This is a genomic window from Niveispirillum sp. (genome assembly GCF_017996735.1).
Lineage (GTDB): Bacteria > Pseudomonadota > Alphaproteobacteria > Azospirillales > Azospirillaceae > Niveispirillum.
The window spans coordinates 155229-177615 of record NZ_JAGOGJ010000003.1 but is presented as its reverse complement, the minus strand read 5'-3'; the positions used below and the strand labels follow the sequence as shown (position 1 = coordinate 177615).

Here is a 22387-nt window from a genome sequence, read left to right as displayed (position 1 = left end):
GGGAAAGGACGGAGGATGAGGGGAGCCGCTTACAGCGACCCGCCCAGCACACCCTTGGTGGAGGGCACGGCATCTTCCTTGCGCGGGTCGATCTCCACCGACGCACGGAAGGCACGGGCCAGTGCCTTGTAGCAGCTCTCCACGATATGGTGGTTATTCTCACCATACAGGTTTTCGACATGCAGCGTGGCGCCGGCCGCCTGTGCAAAGGCCTGGAACCATTCCTTGAACAGCTCGGTGTCCATGTCACCCAGCTTGTCGCGGGTGAAATTGACCTTCCAGATCAGGTAGGGACGGTTCGACAGGTCGATGGCGACACGGGTCAGCGTCTCGTCCATGGGGATCAGGGCGTCGCCGTAGCGCTGAATGCCCTTGCGATCGCCCAGCGCCCTGGCCACGGCCTCGCCGATGGCGATGCCCGTATCCTCGGTCGTATGGTGAAAGTCGATATGCAGATCGCCCACCGCCTCAACCTCCAGGTCGATCAGCGAATGGCGCGAAAGCTGTTCCAGCATATGGTCCAGGAACCCGATGCCGGTGGACACCTTGTAGACTCCGGTGCCGTCCAGGTCGACGGCGACACGGATGCGGGTCTCCTTCGTCGTGCGTTCGACAACGGCACGGCGCGGAGAACGGGCGGAGGGGGCGGCTGCGTTCGACATGGTTTTTTCCTATCAACCGGGCCGGTTCCTGTCATCCGGCCCTTTTGCAAGGCAGTGTCCGCAGCCGTGCGCGGGCCTGGACGGCGGGTGGATTATAATTGTAATTATATCGACGCCCAATCCTTTAAGATTGTGTCCCATGCATCGTTGCACCGGTTCGATCCTTGTCGTCAGCCTGTTTTCGCTGCTCCTGGCGGGCTGTGCGGACCAGCCGCCGGCCACGGGGCCGCGTGTGCCGGCCGCCGTGGCGCCGGGCCGCGTGCTGATCGACCTGCCCGTAGGGCACAAGGCCGGCGCCTATGAATGGGGCTGGGGCTGCAAATCGCCCTACCATGATGTCGCCTGGATCGCCGATGGCGGCATCGACCGCATTCTGGCCGATGCCCTGCGTGATGGCACCGGATGGGGCGGGCTGTCGCTAACCCCCGGTGCCGGCCGCGTGCTGACCGGCCGGCTGGTCGATGTCGAGCTGTCGCTGTGCCGCAAGGTGGATGACGACACGCGCAAGCCCATCGGCACCACAGGCAGCGGCCGGGTGCGCATCGATTGGGATGTGACCAACCCGCCCGGCCCCGTCCGCCATTTCACGACGGAGGGAAAAGGAGAGACCGACATCCCGTCGCTGAACGGCAAGTACGGCATCATCATCCGCAATGCCACGGCCGATGCTGCCCGCCGGCTGGCCGGCCTGCCGGAATTCCGGGATCTGGCCCTGACCCCGCCCGGCGTCGCGACCGGTCCTGTGGCGGCACTCCCGGCCCCTCCGGCGGCCCTGGGGATCAGCCCCGCCACCGCCCTTCCCGACAGCGCCCCACTCACCACCGCCTCACTGACCGGCGTCCCACCGGCCACCGCGACAGGGGACGAAATCCCGGACACCGGTGACGAGGCGACGGGTGTCTCCCCCGCCGCCGCCCTGGTCCGCTGGGGCAGCCTGACCGGTGTCATGGCCGATGCCGGCGGTCTGGTGCTGCTGCCCGATACGGGCGCCGCCCTGCCCGCCCCGACGCCGCTGATGCTGACCGACGGGCGGGTGGTGCAGGCAGAGGTGGCGGCGCGGGCCTTCGGCTTCGTGCTGCTGCGCCTGTCGGGCGGGGACTGGCCCGCCATCACGATCCGGCGGCAGCGGCCGGGCATCAGCCGGCTTCTGCACCGGCCCGATGGCGATGGTGGCACCGTGGCCATGGTGGCCGCACATACCGGCCCGGCCCGCAGCCAGGGAACGGATGTGCCCACCCTGCTGCTGGATCTGGACGAGGCGGTATGGCGCGACCCGCCCTGGATACTGGTGGATGAGGAGGGGCGGCTGGCGGCGCTGCGCGGCCCGCGCACCCTGGCCGGCGACCCCGCCCCCTATTACGCACCGGCCGGGGTGATGGCCCATTTCCGGGCCATCACACAGACAGCGGCGCCGTGATCACCCCTGCGCATAGGCGGCCACGATGGGCAGGCGTGCCGCGCGCAGGGCGGGGAAGAAACCACCGATCAGACCCACCAGCATGGCGAGCGTGATCCCCTGTTTCACCAGGGCCGGCGTCAGGCTGAAGCTGAACACGATCTGGGTGAACCCGTCGCCCAGGGCCGATGTGCTGAACCCGTCAAAGATCAGGAAGGTCAGCAGCGCCCCCAGGCCGCCGCCGATGGCGGACAAAACCAGGCTTTCCAGCAGCGTGGCCATGAAGCTGGGAAAACCGCCGAAGCCCAGGCAGCGAAGGGTGGCAATCTCCCGCGACCGGGTGGCGACCGAGCTGTACATGGTGTTCAGCGCACCGGCCAGCGCCCCGATAGCCATGGCGATGGCCAACGGCCAGCCGGCCCCCTTGACCAGCCGGATGGTGCCCGAGGACTGGCCCGCGAAGAAGGCCTTCTCCGACTGCACGGCCAGCTTCAGGCGCGGCTCGTTCTCCACATAGGTGCGCAGGGCCTCGATGGCGCCATCATTCTCCAGCCGGACGCGGATGGTCTGGAAGCTGTTGCCACGCCGGAACATGCTCTGCACCACCGTGACGTCGCCCCAGATCTCGCTTTCGAACACCGCCCCTTTCATGGAGAAGATGCCCACCACCTTCCATGTGGCGGTGCCCAGCTTGATCTCGCTGCCCAGGTCGAACCCCTTGAACTCCCGCGTCAGGTTTTCGCCCACCACGATCTCGTTGCTGCCGGGTTCGAACATGCGGCCCCGGGTGATGGCCAGCCCGTCACGCAGGGCCGCACCATCCAGGCCGATGCCCCGCATGGGCAGGTTGGACTTGAGACCCGTTGAGCGCTTGATCCCGTCCACGATGACATAGAGTTCGGCGGACATGACGGCATTGCCGTCCGGCTTTCGCACCAGGCCCGGTGCCTCGCCCACCAGCCGCACCTGATCCAGCATGACGACGGAATTCAGTTCCTGCTGCGATCCGTCGCGCATCAGGATGGCGATATTGTCGGAGCCGGAGCCGTCGATGGTGCGCTGGAACCCCGCGACCATGGCCAGGAAGGACAGCAGCACCATCACCACCATGGTGACCGCCACGACCGTGGACAGGGACAGCCAGAAGCGCTGCGGCAGGCTTTTCAGGTTGATGGTGGTAACGGCGATGATCTGGTTCAGGACACGCATGGCTTTTTCCCCCCGCTCACTGCCGCCCCAGGGCGGTGACGATGTTCAGCCGCAGCGCGTTCCAGGCCGGGATCAGCCCCGTGAGCAGGCCCAGCGCCAGCATGATACCCACGCCAAGGGCCACATAGGGCGCCGTCAGCGCCAGCCCCGGCATGCCCACCGTCTTCTTCATCCAGATCAGCAACCCCGCCGACGCCGCCAGCGCGGGAAGCGCCCCGATGGCCGACAGCATCAGTGATTCGCCCAGGACCAGCTTGAAGATGCGGCCCGACGGGAAGCCCAGCGTCTTCATCACCCCGATCTCACGCGTGCGTTCGCGCACGGCCATGAACATGGTGTTGCCCACGATCATCAGGATGGTGAAGAAGGCGGCCCCCACGACCAGGGTGATGACCAGCGTGATATTGCCCAACTGCGCCGCAAACGCTTGGCCAAAGGCCTTTTCCGTATCGGTCGCCGTTTCGGCCGGGGAATTGGCGAACATCTCGTCGATCACCTTGGCGATCTTCATGTTCAGCGCCTTGTCCGCCGTCTCGATGATGACATAGCCGATGGTGTTCTGGCCGAAGGTCACCGATTCGCTGAAATAATCATAATGGAAGATGGCCCAGTCGGTGCTGCCATCCTCCCGCGCCGGATCGACGATGCCGGAGATGGTGAATTCCCAGCTCTGCTTGCCGGTATTCTTGTTGGTGTAGATGTTGGAATTCAGCGGAATGCGGTCGCCCACCTTCCAGCCGTTCTTCTCCGCGATCTTGCGGCCGACCAGCAGGCCCGTGCGATCGGCCAGGAACGCCGCCTTCTGGTCGGCGGCCAGGGCGACATCGCCGGCATAGATGTTCAGATAACTCTCCGGGTCGACGGCGAAGGTCATCACCAGGTTCTTGGGGTCCTGGTAATAGCCGCCGAACCAGTTGGCATGGCTGGCGCCGACCACGCCCTCCACCGACCGGATGCGGCTGATATAGGCCAGGGGCAGCGGCTGGGTGAAGTTGATCTTGTTTGTGGTGACCAACCGGTTCTCACTGCCCGAATCACCGATATTGTCAAAACCGTTCTGCACACCGGCCAGAACACCGAAGATCAGGAAGGCGAAAAAAATCGCCACCAGCATCAGTGCGGCGCGCAGTTTGCGGCTGAACAGGTTGGCCAGGATCAGGGTGAAGTCACTCATGCCGCCACCTGCTCGACAAAGCGGCCCTTGTCCAGATGCAGGACACGGGATGCATAGCGCGCGGCCTCCGGGTCATGGGTGACCATGATGATGGTCTTGCCCATTTCCTTGTTCAAAAGCTGCAGCATGGACAGGATCTCGTCCGCCGTCTTGCGGTCCAGGTCGCCCGTGGGCTCGTCGCAGAGCAGCATGCGCGGGTCGGCCACGATGGCCCGCGCGATGGCCACGCGCTGCTGCTGACCACCTGACATTTCACGCGGGAAATGCTTGGCGCGCTCGGCCAGGCCCACGATCTTCAACGCCGTTTCGACGCGCCGCTTGCGCTCCCCCGCCCCCAGGCTGGTCAGCAGCAGGGGCAGTTCGACATTGCGGGCCGCGTTCAGGGCCGGCATCAGGTTGTAGAACTGGAAGATGAAACCGACATTGGCCGCCCGCCAGGCCGACAACTGGCCCTCGTTCATCTGGTCCAGCCGCTGGCCGGCGAAGCTGATGGAACCGGCCGTGGCCCGGTCGATGCCGCCCAGCAGGTTCAGCAGCGTGGTCTTGCCCGACCCGGACGGCCCCATGATGGCGATGAAGTCGCCCTGTTCGATGGTCATGTCCAGGTGGTCGAAGATGGTGATGGTTTCCCGCCCCTTCACGAAGCGCTTGGCCCCACCCTGGATGCTGATCAATGCCGTCATGCTATTCCCCCAGTTGCCGGATGTTCCCGGGTTGAAATGATGGATCGATGCCGGTTCAGTTTCCGGCGGGCTTGGCGTCCAGGAAGGTGACCTTGGCCCCCATGTCGGGCAGGACACGGCCGTCGCGCTGTTCCAGCTTGATGCGGACCTTGATGGTGGCCTTGTCCCGGTTGGCGCGCGGCACCACTGCGATGACGCTGGACGGGATCTTCCAGTCGGGATAGGCGTCCAGCACCGCCTCCACCTTCTGGCCGGCGCGGACGCGGCCGATATTGGCCTCGTTCACATCCACCTCCACCTCCAGACTTTCCATATCGACCAGGGTGCAGACGCCGGTGCGGGTGAAGCCGCCGGACGACATGGGGGAGATGATTTCCCCCGGCTGGGCATTCTTGTCGATCACCACGCCGTCGAAGGGCGCGCGCACGATATGGCGGTCCACGGTTTCCGTCTGCCGCGCCACGGTGATCCTCGCCACCTCCAGCTCAGCCCGCGACCCTTTCAACTGGGCGCGCAGGGTTTCCGCGCGGGCCTGGGCGCGGGTCAGTTCCGCCTCCGACGCGTTCGACGCCCTGGACAGGGACGCGGTGCGGGCCAGCACACGCTCAGCATCGCGCAGGTCGGCGGAGAACCCTTCGATCTGCGCCTGGGCCGAGGCGACGCGAGCCTTGGCCAGGTCCAGGTCGATGCCGGCCAGGGTGGCATCCAGCCGGGCCAGTTCCTGGCCCTTGGTCACCACCATGCCTTCATCGACCAGCACATCCTGTACCCGGCCCGTGATTTCGGCGGAAACGGTGGCGGTACGCCGCGCCACGATATAGCCCGACGCCACCAGCGTGTTGCTTGGGCGCGGCGTGACGGTGGGGGGGGCCGGCGTGGCGGCCGACGCACCGCCGGTGGCGGAAGAAGCACCCTGCCCGCCGGCCGCCGCCACCTTGGCGGGGGCTGCCGCCTCCTCTCCGCCCAGAAGGGCGGGCCCATAGATGCCACCCGCCACTCCCAGGGCCAGCAGGGCCACCACGCCCACACCCTTGGCCCAGCCCGGCAGGCCCGACCGTGGCGGAGCCATTCCCGCCGCCGGCATGTCCGCCGGACGGTCGATGGTCAGGGAGCGCAGCAGGTCACGTTTATCGTTCATCTCATCCGTCCAACATCCAGACTATCCCCGGCACGACCGGCAAGGGATGAGGGTGGGGCGGCTTGGATATCTGTAAAGGGGGCGTCCTTTTCACCCGCGTTTACGCGAAACGCGTCCACGCTTTCGTGAAACAGGCCCGCCCGCCCGCAGAGCCCCCCTGACCCGCATGGCGGCCCTGATTCTACCATGGTTACCGGCGCGAACCAAAGGCGAACGACAGCGCTGTCGAAAATCGGCGATGATGCCGGAGCGGCGACGGCCGGAGACCGTATCAGGCCAGCAGCTTCACCGTGTAATGGACAAGCTGATCGGCGCCGCCGGTAACGCTGTCATAGAGCGCGCGGGCCGGTGCATTGTTGTTCCAGCTTGTCCAGTAGACACGGGCCCAACGGTTTTCCCGCGCCGTGTCGATGATACGGTTCAGCAGCGCGCGGCCCACGCCGTGCCGGCGATGATCCGCCGCCACGAACATATCCTCCAGATAACAGAAGGGCTGCAGCGACCATGTATTGTCATGCAGGATCAGGTGGCAGAAACCGATGCCCCGGCCTGTGGCATCACGCGCGATGAAGCCGCGCATGGAAGAGGTCGGGTCCAGCAACCGTGCCCAGATGATGTCGGTCGTCAGCGGCTCGACCGTCACTGTGTATCGTGTGAGATAGGCGGCCCAGTTTCGACGCCAATCCGCCTCGTCCTCTGGGGCGGGGGGGACGATGCTGAAATCCGCCACAGCCGGAAACTCCTGTTAACTATATCTTTGGTGGCAAGATTACGCCCCCAACGTGTCCATGTCCAACGACATTACCCGTTCTGGGGTATGGTACCGCTCACCTCTTCTCCCGCCAGGAACGCCGCACATGGAAGTATGCAGCCGGTTTGAACGGGGTTTAAACCATCACGGTCCGATCCGGCGCCGGGCCGCCACCCGTCCCGGTAAGGCGGCCCGTTTTCTTGCGAATCGGCAATAAAACTCATTCCGGCAGCAGCGTCTCCATCCACGGTCCGTTGGGCAGACGGTTGGCCAGGTCGGTGATGTGCTTGTTCCACCAATGCCGTTGTTCGACCAGATGGTCATAGTCGAACTGGTCCTCCCGCCATTTGCGGTCCGCGACATGATAGGTCAGCAGATCGATGGGATAGCCGACATCGGCGGAGGAATAGCGTGTGCTGTCGAAGGACAGGTAGGCCAGCTTCAGCGCCATGGGCATGGTGGTCTGCTGCTTCAGCGCCCGATCCAGGATCGGCTTGCCATAGGTGGTGGCACCGATGGAAAGATAGGGCGTGCGCTCGTCGACCTCGATCCAGTTCCCCTCCGGATAGATCAGGAACATGGTCGGTTCCTCATCCTTGGAAAGCTGGCCGCCGATGATGGCATGCAGGTTGAACTTCAGGTTCGACGCTTCCAGCGCCTCCCGGTCCTCCGCGGCGACGGTGCGCAGGCAGCGGGCAAAGGCGTTGGCCGCGTCCAGCATGGTGGGGAACGGCTTGGCCTTCTTGTCGGCCATTTCGCGCCGCAGATAGGCCAGCGTCTTGTCGCGTACCGACCGCAGACCCGAGGTCATGACAAAGAACTGCTCCTTGCCGTTCTTGATCAGGGTCACCTTGCGGGCGGCCGTCACCTGGGTGCCGGCGGTGATGCGACCATCGGCCAGCGCGATCAGCCCGTCCTTGATCTTGATGCCGAGACAGTAGGTCATTTGCTCAAACCACTCCGGTCGTCAGGGGCGAAGGGGCGGCATCCTGTCACGGCACCACCATGCCGCGAAAGACCAAAGCGGACATGCCGCCCGCGCCCTTGGGGCATGCGCATCCTATCCTTTTGAACAGCGCCGCTCTTGTTGCACTGCACAAAAGCGCCTTGACTCCTGTCCATCGCACCGATATATCTACACCCATGCTGCATTGCAGCACACCTGGCTCCAGCCGCCGTGACGGTGGCGGGTCGCTTGGGTTGAAGCGGCGACCGGCGCCGGGGCTGCACCAAGCGGACCGGTACCGACAGAGCGCAACAAGGAGATGGCACATGGCAACCCGCATGCCGAAGGGGCCCGTGGCGGCCGCGACGCCGAAAAAGGCCGTCGCGAAATCCGCCCCTGTTCCGCCGGCCCCCGTTCCCCCGGTTGAAGAAACCGCAGCGCAAGCTGCCGTACAGATCGAACCGCCCGTGGAGACGCCCGTCGCCCATGCGGTGGAGGAAGTGACGCCGGAACCGGCAACCCCGCCTGCGCCGGTGGAAGCACCGCCGGTCGCGGCTGCCCCGGTTGCGGTGGAAGCCGAGGCGATCCCGGCCCCGAAGCCGGCGAAGCCGAAGCCCGTGGCCAAGCCGGCCGCACCCAAGGCCGCCCCGGCAGCGGCCACCAGGATCGAACCCCCGGCCAAGCCGGTTGAACAGGCTATCGCCCAGACCAAGGAAAAGGTGGAAAAGATGAGCAAGCAGGTATTCGCCACGTTCGAAGATGTCGTTGGCTTCCAGAAGGACAATGTGGAGGCTTTTGTGGCTTCCTCCACGATCCTGACCAAGGGCTTCGAAGCCCTGTCGAAGGAACTGGTCGCCTTCACCCAGGCCCAGTACGAACAGTCGGTGGCCACCACCAAGGCCCTGTTCGCCGTGAAGTCGGTGAAGGAACTGGTCGACCTGCAGACCGAATTCGCCAAGACCTCCTTTGACGCGCTGGTGGCCGAGGCGACCAAGGTCTCCGAGACCGGCATCAAGGTCGCCAACGAGGCCGCCGAGCCCATCACGGCCCGCGTGAACGCGACCGTCGAGAAGCTGTCGAAACTGAAGGCCGCCTGATCGGCGCCTGAGACAACATGAAATGCAGAACGGGGTACCAGCAACGGTGCCCCGTTTTCATGTCCGCCCCTACCCCGCCCGGAGCGCCAATGGCAGGGTGATCAGGAAGCGCGTGCCGTGACCAGGCACGGACGCCAGATCGATGGCGCCCTGCAATGGCCCGGTCACCAGATTATGCACGATATGCAGACCGAGACCGGTGCCGCCGCTGTCGCGTTTGGTGGTGAAGAATGGATCGAAGGCCTTGGACAGCACCTCCGGCGGCATGCCCACGCCATTATCGGTGATGGCGATGGAGACCCTGTCGGGGCTGGCCCGGCCGACGGCGATCAGGATTTCCGGCCTTTCCACCCCGGCAAAGCCATGCACGATGGCATTCTGCACCAGATTGGCCACCACCTGGGCAAGCAGACCCGGCAGTGTGGTGACGGTCAGGCCCGGCATGCCATCCACGGCAACATTGACCCGCCGCTGACGTATGATCGGTTCCAGGCTTTTCAGCACGTCGCCGACATAGGCGACAAGGTCGACGGTGCGCAGGGCCTCGCTGCTGCGATCGGCGGAAACCTGCTTGAAGCTGCGGATCAGGTCGGCTGCCCGTTCCAGATTGCCGGTCAGGATGCGCAGCCCTTCGTCCAGCTTCTCCAGGAACTGTTCCAGGGCGCCGCGCTTGAGCTGATTGACGCCGAAGGCCCTGGCGATATCGTCACGCTCGCTTTGCAGGTGGGTGGCCAGGGTGAAGGCCACGCCCAGCGGCGTATTGATCTCATGCGCGACACCGGCCACCAGTTGGCCCAGCGACGCGTGCTTTTCCTGCTGCACCAGCCGCCCCTGCGTGGCGCGCAGTTCCGACAGCGTGCTGTCCACCTTCGCATAGGCGGCGGCATTGGACAGGGCGATGGCGCCATAGGCGCAAAGCGTGCGAAAGACCAGCTTCTCCCGCTCGCCATAGGCGTTTTCCGCTGCCGACTGCACCGTCATCACCCCCCACAGCCGCGCGCCGACCACCAGCGGGGCCAGCAGCAGCGTGCGCATGAAACGCGTGCCCGGAATATGGGACGGAGAGGATTGTTCATGCGGGCCGCGCAGCACCAGCAGTTCGTGGCGTTCCCGCGCACAGCGGGCGACCAGCGACACGGAATCGGACAATGCCCGCCGGATGGCAGGCAGCGGCCGCCCGAATTCCAGACCATAGCGGAGATCCAGATTTTCTCCGGTTTCATCAACGACATAGATAGAAAAGGCATCCATTTCCATCATCGTGCCCGCATGGCGGTGCAGGGCGTGGAACACCGCCTCCGCGTCCAGCGTGGCCGTGATCTGCTGCCCGATCCGGCCCAACTGCTCCAGCGTTTGCGTCGCCTCGTGCAGGGCGGCCGCGCGGGCCGCCTCGGCGGCGGCCAGTTGCCGGTGATAGTCGCCCTCGGCCTTCAACCGCTCCGTCTCGAACCCGGCCTGCATAGCCAGAAGCCGGTCGCTGACCTCGCGGCTATGGATGATGCCGCGCGCCTGACCGGCCTTGCGTTCCCAATGCAGGGCCGCCCCCATGTCGCCCGCCGCCTCATAGGCGTTGGCCAGGGCGGACAGAAGATCGGCGGAAACAGTGTATCCCTGGATCGAGCCCGCCAGATCCAGCGCCTGACGCAGGTAATGGATGGGCGCGGTTTCCCCGTCAGCCAGGCCGGGAGGGGGCGCCAGATCGGGAAAACGCTGATGGATGCCGGCCCTGGCCCGCAGCACATCGATCTCCCGCCAGCGGTCGCACCGCTGATGCACCAGGGCCAGGGCCTGATCGGCCGCCGCCAGGGCCGGGTCGCAATGGCCCAGCAGGGTCAGGGCGCGGGCGCGGCCGCACTGGGCCTCCACCTGCAGATCGCCCTGTTCAAGATCGCGGGCAATGTCCAGCAGATCGTCGAACCAGCGCAGACCCGCCGCCGGGTCCCCCACATCCAGTTCCAGATCCCCCAGATACTGGCAGGCGATGGCATGGTTGCGCGACCGGCCGAACGGCGCCAGCCATTCCAGCGATTCCAGCAGCAGGTGCCGGGCCCGGCCCGTCTGCTGCAACCGGCGCAGCGTATCGCCCATGCCGCGCAGGCATTGCCCCACCGCCGCCGGCCAGCCGGTGGCCCGCGCCAGCCCGTGCGCCCGTTCGCGCCACAGGAATTCGCTGACATAGTCGTTCAGGTTGGCATGGGCCGCGCCGACATTGCCGGCCAGCAGGACCGCCAGCCGCATCTGCCCCGCCAGCATGGCCTGATCGCAGCCCCGCTGATAATGGCGCAGCGCCTTCATGAAATCCCCGCGGGAGAAGCAGAGCCCGCCATGGAAATAGGCGGCCACCGCATCCAGGCCGGGATGTTCCAGCAGCGGCCCCTCCGGCAGGATCGGCGCCCATTGCGCCGCCGCTGCGGCCGCATCGCCGAACAGGGCGTCACGCGCCATCCAGGCCTGGGCGATCTGCTGGCGCATCATGTCGCCCGCCCGCTGGTAAAGGCTATTGGCATTGCGGTGGGCCAGGATGCGGCGTCGGGTCTGTCCCCGGTCCAGGGCCAGCAGCGCCTCCGTCATGGCGGCATCACCCTCGCCCAGCAGGTCGCCGATCTGGCGGAAGGTGGCGCGCGCGCTTTCCAGCAGCGCCTCCGCCTGATCCAGTTCGGCAAACAGGGCCTTCGCCTCCGCCTTGATCAACAGCAGCCGCGCCGTCAGGCGGCGCAGTTCGCGTTCGTTGGCGAAGGTGGCATAGGGCAGAAGGTCCATGGCCTCGCCCATCATCTCCAGGGCCAGGCGGGTGTCGCGCTGCCGGTTGTACCAGGCCAGCGTGGTCAGCAGCAGCAGCCGCTGCACCGGGTCCTGTGCATTGGCCAGGTGATGTTCGGCCGACAGAACCTGTTCGGCCAGACCATAAAGATCCAGCGGACCGACAAGGGAAGAACCAGGAAGCGTCGGGCAATCGGCAACGGGCGGCATCTCGCCCGCGAATTCGTCAAGACAGGCCAGCAGCGACGCTTCGTCAGCCGCCTCCTCATCGCCATCCCTGTCCGTCACACTGTCCGCCATGGACCGCCCAGATCGCCTGCCGCTTCCGCGCCCCACCACGCCGACGGCATTTCAATCAAATGCTACGCAACCTGGGACCGGGTGGCAAATAGGTTCCTTGGGCAACATTACGATTCCCGGCTTTTGCCACCATCTGTGGTCGCATTGCCATGGAAACAGGCCGTCGCCGCAATGGAATCCCGCCTGAAATCCAGGGTCCCGCGCTGTGGCATCACAGGGGCTGGGGGGCCGGCGTGTCCGGTCCGCCGGCTTGTGCCGGCCGGTCGGGCGCCGGCGCGGCCTCAATTTCCGCAAGGGCGGAGGCGGCGGGCGGCGGCCTCATGCTGGCCAGACCTTCGGCGATCATGCCGCGCGCCGTTTCCCGTTCGCCCATCACCACCGTGCTGGCACCATTCTGGGTCAGGTACACGACTTCTTCGTCGGCATGGGCACGGGCGATGATGGGCAGGCCGGGATTGGCGACCCGCGTCTGGCGAATGATCTGGCCGGCCTCGAACGACCCGGGGATGGCGATGAACATCAGCCGGGCCGCCGGCAGGTTCAGGGCCGACAGTACCTCCGGCAGCACGGCATTGCCCACCACCACCTCCACTCCCGCGGCACGAAGGGTGTCGATGCGTTTCTGGTTATCCTCGACCACCAGATAGGGCACCCCCTCCTCCTGCAGCCGGGCGGAGATCAGGCTGCCGACCCGGCCATGGCCGATGATGACGGCATGGCCGCTGAGGCTGGTGGGGGGGATCGGCTCCCGCGTCGGCTCGACCGCGACGGCAAGCGTCGCGGGGTCCACGCCGCCGGGTTCCAGCTTGTGGCCGAACTTGTCGATCAAGGAGAACATCACGGGGTTCAGCAGGATCGACAGGATGGCGCCGACCAGCACCAGATCCTGGCCCTCCTGCGGCAGCAGGCCCAGATTGACGCCCAGCGCCGCCAGGATGAAGGAGAATTCGCCGATCTGCGCCAGGCTGGCCGAAATGGTCAGCGCCGTGCTGCGCGGATGGCCAAAGGCCAGCACGATCAGATAGGCGGCCACCGACTTGCCCAGCACGATGATCAACAGCGTGGCCAGCACGGGCACCGGCCGTTGCAGCAGGATGGCCGGATCGAACATCATGCCGACCGACACGAAGAACAGCACGGCGAACGCGTCGCGCAGGGGCAGCGACTCCTCCGCCGCGCGGTGCGACAGGGGCGATCCCGACAGGACCATGCCGGCGAAGAACGCGCCCAGCGCGAAGGACACGCCGAACAGTTCAGCGGCGCCATAGGCGACACCCAGGGCGATGGCCAGCACGGCGAGCCGGAACAGCTCACGCGAGCCGGTATGCGCGATCTCGTGCAGCACCCAGGGAATGACGCGCTTGCCTACCACCAGCATCAGGGCGACGAAGGCCGCCACCTTGCCCAGCGTAATGGCGACCACGGTCAGCAATTGCGTACCCGTCAGGGTGACGGCCTCCGCCCCGTCGGCGCCGGCCTTGTCACCCAGCAGCCCGGCCAGCGCCGGCAGCAGGACCAGCGCCAGGACCATGGCCAGATCCTCCACGATCAGCCAGCCGATAGCGATGCGCCCTCTTTTCGACTCGACCAGACGGCGTTCCTGCAAGGCACGCAGCAGCACGACGGTGGACGCGACCGACAGGGCCAGGCCGAACACCAGCCCCGCGCCCAGGGTCCAGCCCAGGGCCCAGGACAGGCCCATGCCCATCAGCGTCGCGATGCCGATCTGGCCGATGGCGCCGGGGATGGCGATCCCCTTCACCGACATCAGATCCTTGACCGAAAAATGCAGCCCCACCCCGAACATCAGCAGGATGACGCCGATTTCCGCCAGTTGCGGCGCCAGGTTCATGTCGGCGACATAGCCCGGCGTCCCGGGACCGATCATGACGCCCGCCAGCAGATACCCGACCAGGGGAGAGATTTTCAGCTTCTGCGCGATCGCCCCGAAAATGAAAGCCAGCGCCAGCGCCGCGACAATCATCGTGATCAGGGGCACATCATGCATGGGGAAGGCTGCCTTTCATCCGGGCCAATGACCGGGCAGGCCTTGACCTCTCAACCATTTAATCCAATATCACCCAATATGGTTGAGACGTTTCGGATTGCAACCCGTGCCCCAGGAACTTTCTATGGTCCAGATTTCCCCAGCCCAGTGCCGCGCCGCGCGCGGCCTGCTGGACTGGAGTCAGGAACAACTGGCGCTGGCGGCCGGGTTGTCCCGCAGCACGGTGCGCGATTTCGAAAGCGGCCGCCACGAACCGCACCGGGGCAGCATGGTGCTGATCCTGCAAACGCTGGCGGCACAGGGCGTGGAACCGGTGCCTGCCAGCGACGGCACCGGAGAGGGCGTGCGGTTCCGGGCGTAAGGGCGAGCGGCGCCATGCCCCCATGTTGGCCCGCAGCGGCAGGCCGGCATCAAGTCAGCGCAACGGATACGGGAATGCCGCCTGACAGACGTTTCAGCCCCCGCGTGATCGCCGGCAGCTCCTTTCTGTAGACCCGTTCCATGGGCGTTACCTGCACCTCCCAGGCGCCCTTGCCCTTGGGTCCCGCCACCCGCTTGTGCGTCCAGGTGGCGATGACCTTTCCCTGCCGCAGGATGACGGGGCTGATCCAGCCGGCCGTGCGATAAACGGCCGGCCGGAATTTCTCCTCCAGATACTGGCCCGTATCGGCATGGGCCAGCAGAAAGGGGTCGAACAGGCCCAGAACGGTGATCTGCCCCTCGGCCGGCGCCGACGCCTTCAGCGCCTCCAGATCGGTTTCCAGCAGATAGGCTTTCCTGGAGCCCAGCGCCACCGGAACGATCTCGTCCGCCAGATCGGCGAAGGCCTGTTGCGCCGGGCCGGCATAGAACCCGACGAATTTCTTGAAATCCGCCGGTGTGGCCGGCCCGAATACGGAGAGATAGCGGCGGGCCAGCGCGGCCATGGCCGTGCGCCCGTCCGGCACCGCCGGCGCCTGGCCCAGCCACTGCGCCAGATGCACGAACAAGGCCTCCCGCGCGCCCTCCCCGTCCGGCTTTTCCGCCGGCCCGTGGCAGACATGGCCCAGCGCGCAGGCCAGCTTGATGATGCCGCCCCAGCTATGTTCCAGCATGGGCCGCGCCCATTCGCCCAGGGTCGGCACCAGCCGGCGCGACAGGTCCATACGGCTGTGCGCGCCTTGTTCCAGGGCGGCGACGACGGCGGCGACCAGGGCGTCAACCTGTTCCAGGCTCAACCCTTCCTTGGCGTACCAGTTCTGGTAACCCTGCACATGTTCGCGGCGCAGGCCCAGGATCATGGGCAGGTCATCGGCGGGCATCAGATGCAGGGTCGACCGCTGCGCCCACAATTTCACCAGGCTGCGGTCCTGATAGAGGGCGCGGTCGATATCGGCATCCGCCGTCCCGCCATCGCTGCGCGCCCGCAATTGCAGGATGGCGGCCGAATGCACCTGTGCCTGCGCCCCGATCAGGCTGCGCGCCGCGATCAGGGCATCCGCCGCCGGCATGGTCAGGTTCTGCCGGTCCAGCCGGAAAGAAAGCGCCTGGGGCAGCGTGATCGCGGTCATCATCCATCCTGCGGCTCGGGAAACCACCGCAGGATGCCGGAGAATATGGTTGGGAACAATAGGGGAACAGACCCTATTTCAGCCCGTCCATCCGCCGTTGCAGTTCCGGGCGCTGCGGCGCGTCGGCGGGAAGCTGTTTCAGCAGCCGTCCCCACAAGTCACGCGCCCGGTCATTCTTACCCTCGTTCGCCGCCTGCTGGCCCAGATAATAAAGCGCCTGCGGATTATCGGGCGCCAGTTCCAGCACCTTGCCCATGGCGGTCAGGAATTCGGCACTGCCCTGGGTCTGCACATTGTCGGGTGCCGTCAGGCGGGACAGGTCCAGCCAGGCCAGCAACCGCCCGGGATCGGCCTTCACCGCCCCGCGCAGGGCTGCGCGGGCGGCATCCAGTTTGCCCTGCACCTCCCGCGCGCGGGCCAGACGCATCCAGCCATCGGCATCGCCGGGATTGTCTTTCAGCTTGGCTTCCAGCCCGTCCACCATGCTGTTGATGGTGGCCTGCTGGTCCTGCTGGCTCATCCCCGCCATGGCCTGCATCTGTTCGGGCGACAGGGCCGGGGCGGCACCGCCCCCACCCGGGCCACCGGCCTGAGCCATGGCGGGCGGCGGCGGGGCGCTGGCGGGCCGGGGTGCCGGCGTGATGGCGATGGGGTCCAGGCCCACCTGGGTGGCGGCATCATGGATGCGCGCCCGCACGGTCGGCAGCCAGGGCGCATCGGCCGGGCTGTCGGCGACCAGGGACGTCCAGCGGTCCAGCGCGCCCCTTATATCGCCCGCCTGCACCCGCGCCATGCCCAGATAATAGCGGGCGCGGGCATCCATGGCGTCGGCGGCCACCGCTTCGGTGAACAGGCGCACGGCCTCTTCCCCCACCACGCCGTCGGCGGCAACGGTCAGCGCCTCACCCAGCGTGCCCTTCACGGCGGCATCGTCGGGCGTCAGGCGCAGCACCTGACGCCAGGCATTGACGGCATCGTCGGGCCGGCTCATGGCGCCATAGGTCTGGGCCAGCAGGCCCCAGCCGCCGGCATCGTCCGGATTATCCTTCAGCGTCGCTTCCAGCTTGGCGACAGCCTCCAGCACCTGCGGTGGTACGGGGGCCTCCTTGGGCCGGGTGGCAAAGGGCACGGCCGGCATGTTGGGATGGCCCAGCGGCAGATAGATCGCCAGCGCCGCCACGGGCAGCAGCAGCGTGACCAGCAATGCCATCCGCTGGGCCGGCTTCGCCTCCATAGCGGCGGGCGTGAGCGTCGCCGCCTCGTCCGCGGCCGACAGCAGGCGGCGACCCACCTCCGCCCGCGCGGCGCGGGCCTGATCGTCGGACAGGATGCCGCGTTTCAGGTCGCGGTCGATCTCCGCCACCTGAGCCGCATAGACACCGCGCGCAAAATCCGCCGCCCCTTCCAGCGGCGGGGCGGGGCGCAGCAGGGCGCGCAGCAAGGGCAGCAGGGCCAGCGCCGTCAGGGCGGCCGCGACCAGCCAGAAACCGATCATCGCCCATCCCCCGGCTTGTCTTCATTCAACAGGTCCGCCAGCCGCGCCTCCTCATCCGCCGTCAGGGCGGGGGCGGGCATGGTTTCCACATCCCGCCGGCGTTGACGCATGTAAAGCGCGGTGCCGATCCCGGCCAGCGCCAGCAGCACGAACGGACCGCCCCAGAGCAGCGCCGTGTAACCCGTCACGGGTGGGCGCAGCAGCACAAAATCGCCATAGCGGTCATGGACATAGTTCAGGACCTGATCATTGCTGTCGCCCGCCACCAGCCGTTCGCGCACCAGCACCCGCAGGTCGCGGGCCAGATCAGCATTGCTGTCATCGATGGACTGGTTCTGACAGACCAGACAGCGCAGTTCCTTGGATATCTCCCGCGCGCGGGCCTCCAGCGCCGGATCGGACAGTTTCTCGTCCGGCATGACGGCCAGGGCGGGAAGGGAGAGGACGGCTATGAAGGTAAACACCGCCACGGCCTTAACCACCGTCATCCCCGCGAAAGCGGGGACCCAGCGTGAGGCGCGGTCAGCGCCGATATGGGTCATGTCGCGGCTGACGCCGCTTATGCTGGGTCCCCGCTTCCGCGGGGATGACGGTAGAGAAAGCCGCCCGAGCCACTCCCTCATTTGGACAGTTCCCGGATCATCGGCAGGATCTTCTCTTCCAGGTCGAACGGCATCAGCGGCCCGACATGGCGGTAACGCACGCGGCCATCCTTGTCGATGACATAGGTTTCCGGCACGCCATAGACGCCGAAATCAATGGCGACGCGGCCATCCTTGTCCGCACCGATGGCGGTGAAGGGATTGCCCATCTGGTCCAGGAAGGCCTTGGCCGCTTCCGGCTTGTCCTTGTAATTGATGGCGTGGATGGTCACCCCCTCCTCCCGCGCCAGCCGCATCAGCAGCGGATGTTCCACCCGGCAGGGCGCGCACCAGCTTGCAAAGACATTCAGCAGCCGCACCTTGCCCGTCAGGTCGGCGTTCGACAAACCCGGTTCCCCCTCCGTCAGGCCCGGCAGGGAAAAGGTGGGCGCCGGCTTGTCGATCAGCATGGAGGGCAGCTTGGACGGATCGCGGGTCAGGCCCAGCGCGAAATAACCGCCCAGGATCAGGAACACGGCCAGCGGCAGCAGCAGCAGCAGACGGTGACGGGTCACGGCGCTCATCTTGTCTCGCCCTTTACTCGGCGGGTTGCAGGGCGGGGGCGACCGGTGCGGTGCGGCGGGCCGGCACACCGACCCGCAGACGCCGGTCGGAAAGGCTGAGACAGCCGCCCAGCACCATGATCAGCGAGCCGATCCAGATCCAGGGCACCAGCGGGTGGTGGTAGAGCCGCACGACCCAGCCGCCACCGGCCCCGCTCTCCTCCCCCAGCACCACATACAGGTCGGAATAGAAGGTGGTGTGGATGGCGGCTTCCGTCGTCTGCATCTTGGCCACGGGGTACCAGCGACGCTCAGCCTTCATCCGGGCGACCGGCGCCCCGTCGCGGCTGACGCTGAAATGGCCCATCTCTGTCCGGTAATTGGCGATATTCAGATCCTCGACCCGGTCCAGCACCAGTTCGTAGCCGGCGATGCTGGCCTTGTCGCCCAGCTTCATGACCCGCACATCCTCGGCCAGCCAGAAGGTGGTGCCCACCATGCCGGCGATGGCGATGCCCATGCCGGCATGGGCCACCGCCGTGCCCCAGGCACCCAGCGGCAAGCCCTTGGCACGGCTCAGGCTATCGCGCAGCGGCACGCGGAACAGCTTCACCCGGTCCGCCACTTCCCAGAGCGCGCCGAACCCGGCCCAGGCGGCCATGGCGATGCCGACCAGCGCCATCACCGGCTTCACGCCGGCCAGCCACAGGGCCAGCATCACCGACACCAGGGTCAGCAGCGCCACGACCCACAGGCGCGACAGCACGCCCGGCAGGTCGGCCCGCTTCCACGGCATGAACGGCCCCAGCGCCATGACCAGGATCAGGGGGATGGTCAGAAACGGCGTGATGAAATTGTAATAGGGCGCGCCCACCGAGATCTTGTGCCCGAACGCGTCCAGCAGCAGCGGCATCAGGGTCCCGATCAGCACCACCGCCGCCGACACCGACAGCAGCAGATTGTTCAGCACCAACGCCCCTTCCCGGCTCAGCGGTGCGAACAGCCCGCCGATCTTCAGCGCATGCGCCCGGAGCGCGAACAGCAGCAGCCCGCCACCCGTCGCCAGGATCAGCAGACCCAGCACCGCCACCCCGCGCTGCGGATCGACCGCAAAGGCATGGACCGAGGTCAGCACGCCGGACCGCACCAGGAACGTGCCCAGCAGCGAGAGCGAGAAGGTGAGGATGGCCAGCAGGATGGTCCAGGTCTTCAGCGCATCGCGCTTTTCCACCACGATGGCGGAATGCAGCAGCGCCGTTCCGGCCAGCCAGGGCATCAGGGAGGCGTTTTCCACCGGGTCCCACATCCACCAGCCGCCCCAGCCCAACTCGTAATAGGCCCACCAGGAGCCCATGGCGATGCCCATGGTCAGCGACGTCCAGGCCAGCAGGGTCCAGGGCCGCACCCAGCGTCCCCAGGCCGGATCGACCCGGCCCTCGATCAGGGCGCCGACAGCGAAGCTGAACGCGACGGAGAAGCCGACATAGCCCATGTAGAGGAAGGGCGGATGGAAGGCCAGACCGGGATCCTGCAGCAGTGGATTCAGGTCATTGCCATCAAGGGGGGCGGGCAGGATACGGGCGAACGGATTGCTGGTCAGCAGGATGAACAGCAGGAAGCCCACACCGATCAACCCCTGCACGCCCAGCACACGGGCCTTCAGCGTCGGCGGGATGTTGCGCCCGAACCCGGCCACCGCCGCCCCGAACAGGGCCAGCATGAAGACCCAGAGCAGCATGGAACCTTCATGGTTCCCCCACACGCCCGCCACCTTGTACAGCATGGGCTTCAGGCTGTGGCTGTTATTCACGACATTCAGGACGGAGAAGTCCGAGACGACATGCGCCTGCATCAGGGCCGCGAAGGAAATGGCGATTGCGGCAAGCTGCGCGAACGCCGCCATCCGCCCCGTCTCCATCCAGGCCACATCCCGCCGGGCCGCCCCGACCAGCGGCATCACCGACTGCACCACCGCCAGCAGCAGGGCCAGAACCAGGGCGTAATGTCCGATCTCGGGGATCATGGGCAGGCTTTCCGCTTCGCTACTTTGATCTTGAACGGGTGAACATCGATGACAGATGTCGGTGTCCATGCACAATGCGGTATATGTTCCGGGTCTCCGGATCGAAAGCGATTACCCAAGGGGTCTCGTTGGCAAATCGTGTGGGGTAACGGGGCTGGACATCGGCACGCAGATGCCCTTTTTCGTTTCCTGTCCGGATGGCTTCGCAGCGCGCATATAATCTGTCACGGCTTTGACGGGCGACGATCGTACCGAACTGTCGCCGGCTTTCACGCAATATCCGCACCAAGTCCCTTAAGGCGGGCGGGTACAGGTTGCTGGGTAAAGCCGGCTCCATTTTGACAGCACTCACCGCAATGAAGTGCGTGCGGAATCTCGTGCGATATCGGACATCCGCTTGTCCAACTCGTCGGCGGCGTCCCATTCGGCATCCAGGCGACGCATGATCTCGGCAACTTGCGCGACCGGTACCGGACCTGCAGCCAAGCCTTCGACAGCGGCAGCGTCGATGCTGTCGGCCAACGCCCGGCCCCAACGGGAACCAGCATCAATGCTGGATTTCAAACGATACCGATGTTGCATGTCCGCTCACCATGATGATGTCAGCAACCGACATAAAGCCTAACTGGGAACGAAAGGGATGCCCACCCTTACTTCCCCGCCTCATAGACCGGCTTGCCCGGCAATTCCGGCTTGAACTGGCCCGAGGCCTTCAGGGCGTCGGCCACTTCCTTGGGCATGTATTTCTCATCATGCTTGGCCAGCACTTCCGAGGCCACGAACACGCCGTCGGCGCCCAGGCGGCCTTCGACCAGTACGCCCTGGCCCTCGCGGAACAGGTCCGGCAGGGGGCGGTCGGTGGTGATGGTCACGGAATGGGCCGTATCGGTGATGGTGAAGCGGGTAGACACGCCATCATCCACCTTCACCACCGACCCGCCTTCCACCAGCCCGCCGACCCGCACCCGCTTGTCGCCCGGCGGCTTGGTCACCAGATCGGAGGGGGAGAAGAAGAAGGCCACATTCTCCTCGAACGCGGTCAGGGTCAGCGCCGTGGCGGTGCCCAGCCCGGCCAGGGCCAGCAGCAGCATGTAGAGACGGCGCTTCTTGCGCGTCATCATGGTTTTCCCTCCCCGTCGCCCGCCACGGCCCGGCGGCGGCGCGGCAATGTCTGTTCCAGGCTGCGCAGCATCCGTTCCTTGCGGCGCAAGGTCCCCAGGCTGGCCGCCAGCAGACCGACCAGGATCAGCAGCGCCAGCCCATAGCTGGACCAGACATAGATGGCGTATCCGCCCATGTGGAAAAAGTCGGCCATCCTGTCACACCCCCCCGGCCTGGGTCAGACGCAGGGTCTGGATCTTGCGCTCCGCCAGTTCGGCCCGCATGCGCAGGATGACCGTGGCCGCGAAATAGGTCTTGAAGGCCAGCGCCAGGATCAGCAGCGGCCACAGCATGTCGCCATGGATGGACGGCCCGTCCATGCGCAGGACGGATGCCGGCTGATGCAGCGTGTTCCACCAGTCGACGGAGAATTTGATGATGGGCACATTGATGGCACCGACCAGCAGCAGGATCGATCCGGCCCGGTGCCCGCGCTGGGGGTCATCGAACGCATCGACCAGCGCCATATAACCCAGATAGAGGAAGAACAGGATCAGGACAGAGGTCAGGCGCGCATCCCACACCCACCAGGTGCCCCACATCGGCTCCCCCCACAGGCTGCCCGTGACCAGGCACAGCAGGGTGAAGCCCGCCCCCAGCGGGGCGGCGGCCTTGGAATAGACCTCCGCCAGCGGATGACGCCAGACCAGCGCGCAGGCCGCCGCCACCGCCATGGAGCTGTAGGCGAACATGGCCATCCAGGCGGCGGGCACATGGATATACATGATCCGGACGGTATCGCCCTGCTGGTAATCCTCCGGGCTGACGAACAGCGCCAGATAGAGGCCGGCAGCGAACAGGAGGGCGGACAGGACCGAGACCCAGGGCAGGACCAGGGCGGCCAGGCGCAGGAAGCGGGCGGGATTGGCGAAGCGATGCATGGTGGTCCT

At 66.3% G+C, this 22387-nt stretch carries 21 protein-coding genes; 3 read left to right on the top strand and 18 right to left on the bottom strand.

The features are described 5' to 3' along the window. Nucleotides 1-29: 29 nt before the first annotated feature. Entirely contained in the window at nt 30-662 is a 633-nt protein-coding gene (hisB, locus tag KBA48_RS02575; RefSeq protein ID WP_292903404.1) for an imidazoleglycerol-phosphate dehydratase HisB, read from the bottom strand. Between the two features lie 139 nt (nt 663-801). Here hisB and KBA48_RS02570 point away from each other — a divergent pair, with 139 nt between their 5' ends. Next, a complete protein-coding gene (locus KBA48_RS02570) occupies nt 802-2079 on the top strand; it encodes a hypothetical protein (RefSeq protein ID WP_292903402.1) in 1278 nt (425 codons plus the stop codon). Here KBA48_RS02570 and KBA48_RS02565 read toward each other — a convergent pair whose 3' ends face one another. From KBA48_RS02565 to KBA48_RS02540, 6 genes are all read right to left on the bottom strand, one after another. Then, nucleotides 2080-3267 (bottom strand): ABC transporter permease, encoded by a 1188-nt coding sequence (locus tag KBA48_RS02565; RefSeq protein WP_292903400.1) that lies wholly within the window; start codon nt 3265-3267, stop codon nt 2080-2082. It abuts the gene before it with no gap. 16 nt (nt 3268-3283) lie between these two features. Then, nucleotides 3284-4441, bottom strand: coding sequence for an FtsX-like permease family protein (locus KBA48_RS02560; protein ID WP_292903398.1), 1158 nt, complete (start codon nt 4439-4441; stop codon nt 3284-3286). Next, nucleotides 4438-5124, bottom strand: coding sequence for an ABC transporter ATP-binding protein (locus tag KBA48_RS02555; RefSeq protein WP_292903396.1), 687 nt, complete (start codon nt 5122-5124; stop codon nt 4438-4440). The genes KBA48_RS02560 and KBA48_RS02555 overlap by 4 nt, the downstream gene beginning before the upstream one ends. 55 nt (nt 5125-5179) lie before the next feature. Further along, nucleotides 5180-6262 carry an efflux RND transporter periplasmic adaptor subunit gene (locus tag KBA48_RS02550; protein ID WP_292903394.1) on the bottom strand — a complete coding sequence of 361 codons (1083 nt, stop codon included), beginning with the start codon at nt 6260-6262 and terminating at the stop codon, nt 5180-5182. A 271-nt stretch (nt 6263-6533) separates the two neighbouring features. Then, a complete protein-coding gene (locus KBA48_RS02545) occupies nt 6534-6992 on the bottom strand; it encodes a GNAT family N-acetyltransferase (protein ID WP_292903392.1) in 459 nt (152 codons plus the stop codon). Nucleotides 6993-7233: 241 nt separating this feature from the next. After that, entirely contained in the window at nt 7234-7959 is a 726-nt protein-coding gene (locus KBA48_RS02540; RefSeq protein WP_292903390.1) for a peptidase, read from the bottom strand. Nucleotides 7960-8285: 326 nt separating this feature from the next. Here KBA48_RS02540 and KBA48_RS02535 point away from each other — a divergent pair, with 326 nt between their 5' ends. After that, nucleotides 8286-9056 (top strand): phasin family protein, encoded by a 771-nt coding sequence (locus KBA48_RS02535; RefSeq protein WP_292903388.1) that lies wholly within the window; start codon nt 8286-8288, stop codon nt 9054-9056. 69 nt (nt 9057-9125) lie between these two features. Here KBA48_RS02535 and KBA48_RS02530 read toward each other — a convergent pair whose 3' ends face one another. Further along, a complete protein-coding gene (locus KBA48_RS02530) occupies nt 9126-12116 on the bottom strand; it encodes a GAF domain-containing sensor histidine kinase (RefSeq protein ID WP_292903386.1) in 2991 nt (996 codons plus the stop codon). A 211-nt stretch (nt 12117-12327) separates the two neighbouring features. Then, nucleotides 12328-14124 (bottom strand): YbaL family putative K(+) efflux transporter, encoded by a 1797-nt coding sequence (gene ybaL / locus KBA48_RS02525; RefSeq protein ID WP_292903384.1) that lies wholly within the window; start codon nt 14122-14124, stop codon nt 12328-12330. Nucleotides 14125-14248: 124 nt separating this feature from the next. On the opposite strand from ybaL, the gene KBA48_RS02520 reads away from it, so the two are divergent. Beyond that, nucleotides 14249-14485, top strand: a complete 237-nt coding sequence (locus KBA48_RS02520) for a helix-turn-helix transcriptional regulator (protein ID WP_292903382.1) — start codon at nt 14249-14251, stop codon at nt 14483-14485. A gap of 49 nt (nt 14486-14534) precedes the next feature. Here the strand turns inward: KBA48_RS02520 and KBA48_RS02515 are convergent, their stop codons facing one another. The 9 genes from KBA48_RS02515 to KBA48_RS02475 all read right to left on the bottom strand — a co-directional run bounded on the left by KBA48_RS02515 (nt 14535) and on the right by KBA48_RS02475 (nt 22378). After that, a complete protein-coding gene (locus KBA48_RS02515; protein ID WP_292903380.1) occupies nt 14535-15677 on the bottom strand; it encodes a winged helix DNA-binding domain-containing protein in 1143 nt (380 codons plus the stop codon). Between the two features lie 70 nt (nt 15678-15747). After that, nucleotides 15748-17169, bottom strand: a complete 1422-nt coding sequence (gene ccmI / locus KBA48_RS02510) for a c-type cytochrome biogenesis protein CcmI (RefSeq protein WP_292903378.1) — start codon at nt 17167-17169, stop codon at nt 15748-15750. After that, nucleotides 17166-17657, bottom strand: coding sequence for a cytochrome c-type biogenesis protein (locus KBA48_RS02505; protein WP_292903436.1), 492 nt, complete (start codon nt 17655-17657; stop codon nt 17166-17168). Before KBA48_RS02505 ends, ccmI begins: the two co-directional genes overlap by 4 nt. A gap of 131 nt (nt 17658-17788) precedes the next feature. Further along, the gene (locus tag KBA48_RS02500) at nt 17789-18334 is read right to left on the bottom strand and encodes a DsbE family thiol:disulfide interchange protein (RefSeq protein WP_292903376.1); all 546 of its coding nucleotides are present in this window, start codon (nt 18332-18334) and stop codon (nt 17789-17791) included. A 13-nt stretch (nt 18335-18347) separates the two neighbouring features. Continuing rightward, entirely contained in the window at nt 18348-20336 is a 1989-nt protein-coding gene (locus KBA48_RS02495; protein ID WP_292903374.1) for a heme lyase CcmF/NrfE family subunit, read from the bottom strand. Nucleotides 20337-20684: 348 nt separating this feature from the next. Then, the gene (locus KBA48_RS02490) at nt 20685-20858 is read right to left on the bottom strand and encodes a hypothetical protein (protein ID WP_292903372.1); all 174 of its coding nucleotides are present in this window, start codon (nt 20856-20858) and stop codon (nt 20685-20687) included. 128 nt (nt 20859-20986) lie between these two features. Then, nucleotides 20987-21454, bottom strand: a complete 468-nt coding sequence (ccmE, locus tag KBA48_RS02485) for a cytochrome c maturation protein CcmE (RefSeq protein WP_292903435.1) — start codon at nt 21452-21454, stop codon at nt 20987-20989. Then, a complete protein-coding gene (ccmD, locus tag KBA48_RS02480; protein ID WP_292903370.1) occupies nt 21454-21651 on the bottom strand; it encodes a heme exporter protein CcmD in 198 nt (65 codons plus the stop codon). Before ccmD ends, ccmE begins: the two co-directional genes overlap by 1 nt. 4 nt (nt 21652-21655) lie before the next feature. Next, the gene (locus KBA48_RS02475) at nt 21656-22378 is read right to left on the bottom strand and encodes a heme ABC transporter permease (RefSeq protein ID WP_292903369.1); all 723 of its coding nucleotides are present in this window, start codon (nt 22376-22378) and stop codon (nt 21656-21658) included. Nucleotides 22379-22387: the final 9 nt, after the last annotated feature.

Excerpts from the sequence above, each read along its gene's own strand:
- KBA48_RS02505 (WP_292903436.1), bottom strand. The coding sequence starts at position 17,657 with ATGACGGTGGTTAAGGCCGTGGCGGTGTTTACCTTCATAGCCGTCCTC.
- KBA48_RS02500 (WP_292903376.1), bottom strand. The coding sequence starts at position 18,334 with ATGAGCGCCGTGACCCGTCACCGTCTGCTGCTGCTGCTGCCGCTGGCC.
- KBA48_RS02555 (WP_292903396.1), bottom strand. The coding sequence starts at position 5,124 with ATGACGGCATTGATCAGCATCCAGGGTGGGGCCAAGCGCTTCGTGAAG.
- KBA48_RS02540 (WP_292903390.1), bottom strand. The coding sequence starts at position 7,959 with ATGACCTACTGTCTCGGCATCAAGATCAAGGACGGGCTGATCGCGCTG.
- KBA48_RS02475 (WP_292903369.1), bottom strand. The coding sequence starts at position 22,378 with ATGCATCGCTTCGCCAATCCCGCCCGCTTCCTGCGCCTGGCCGCCCTG.
- KBA48_RS02550 (WP_292903394.1), bottom strand. The coding sequence starts at position 6,262 with ATGAACGATAAACGTGACCTGCTGCGCTCCCTGACCATCGACCGTCCG.
- hisB (WP_292903404.1), bottom strand. The coding sequence starts at position 662 with ATGTCGAACGCAGCCGCCCCCTCCGCCCGTTCTCCGCGCCGTGCCGTT.
- KBA48_RS02560 (WP_292903398.1), bottom strand. The coding sequence starts at position 4,441 with ATGAGTGACTTCACCCTGATCCTGGCCAACCTGTTCAGCCGCAAACTG.
- ccmD (WP_292903370.1), bottom strand. The coding sequence starts at position 21,651 with ATGGCCGACTTTTTCCACATGGGCGGATACGCCATCTATGTCTGGTCC.
- KBA48_RS02530 (WP_292903386.1), bottom strand. The coding sequence starts at position 12,116 with ATGGCGGACAGTGTGACGGACAGGGATGGCGATGAGGAGGCGGCTGAC.
- KBA48_RS02520 (WP_292903382.1), top strand. The coding sequence starts at position 14,249 with ATGGTCCAGATTTCCCCAGCCCAGTGCCGCGCCGCGCGCGGCCTGCTG.
- ccmI (WP_292903378.1), bottom strand. The coding sequence starts at position 17,169 with ATGATCGGTTTCTGGCTGGTCGCGGCCGCCCTGACGGCGCTGGCCCTG.
- KBA48_RS02515 (WP_292903380.1), bottom strand. The coding sequence starts at position 15,677 with ATGATGACCGCGATCACGCTGCCCCAGGCGCTTTCTTTCCGGCTGGAC.
- KBA48_RS02565 (WP_292903400.1), bottom strand. The coding sequence starts at position 3,267 with ATGCGTGTCCTGAACCAGATCATCGCCGTTACCACCATCAACCTGAAA.
- KBA48_RS02535 (WP_292903388.1), top strand. The coding sequence starts at position 8,286 with ATGGCAACCCGCATGCCGAAGGGGCCCGTGGCGGCCGCGACGCCGAAA.
- ccmE (WP_292903435.1), bottom strand. The coding sequence starts at position 21,454 with ATGACGCGCAAGAAGCGCCGTCTCTACATGCTGCTGCTGGCCCTGGCC.
- KBA48_RS02570 (WP_292903402.1), top strand. The coding sequence starts at position 802 with ATGCATCGTTGCACCGGTTCGATCCTTGTCGTCAGCCTGTTTTCGCTG.
- KBA48_RS02495 (WP_292903374.1), bottom strand. The coding sequence starts at position 20,336 with ATGATCCCCGAGATCGGACATTACGCCCTGGTTCTGGCCCTGCTGCTG.
- ybaL (WP_292903384.1), bottom strand. The coding sequence starts at position 14,124 with ATGCATGATGTGCCCCTGATCACGATGATTGTCGCGGCGCTGGCGCTG.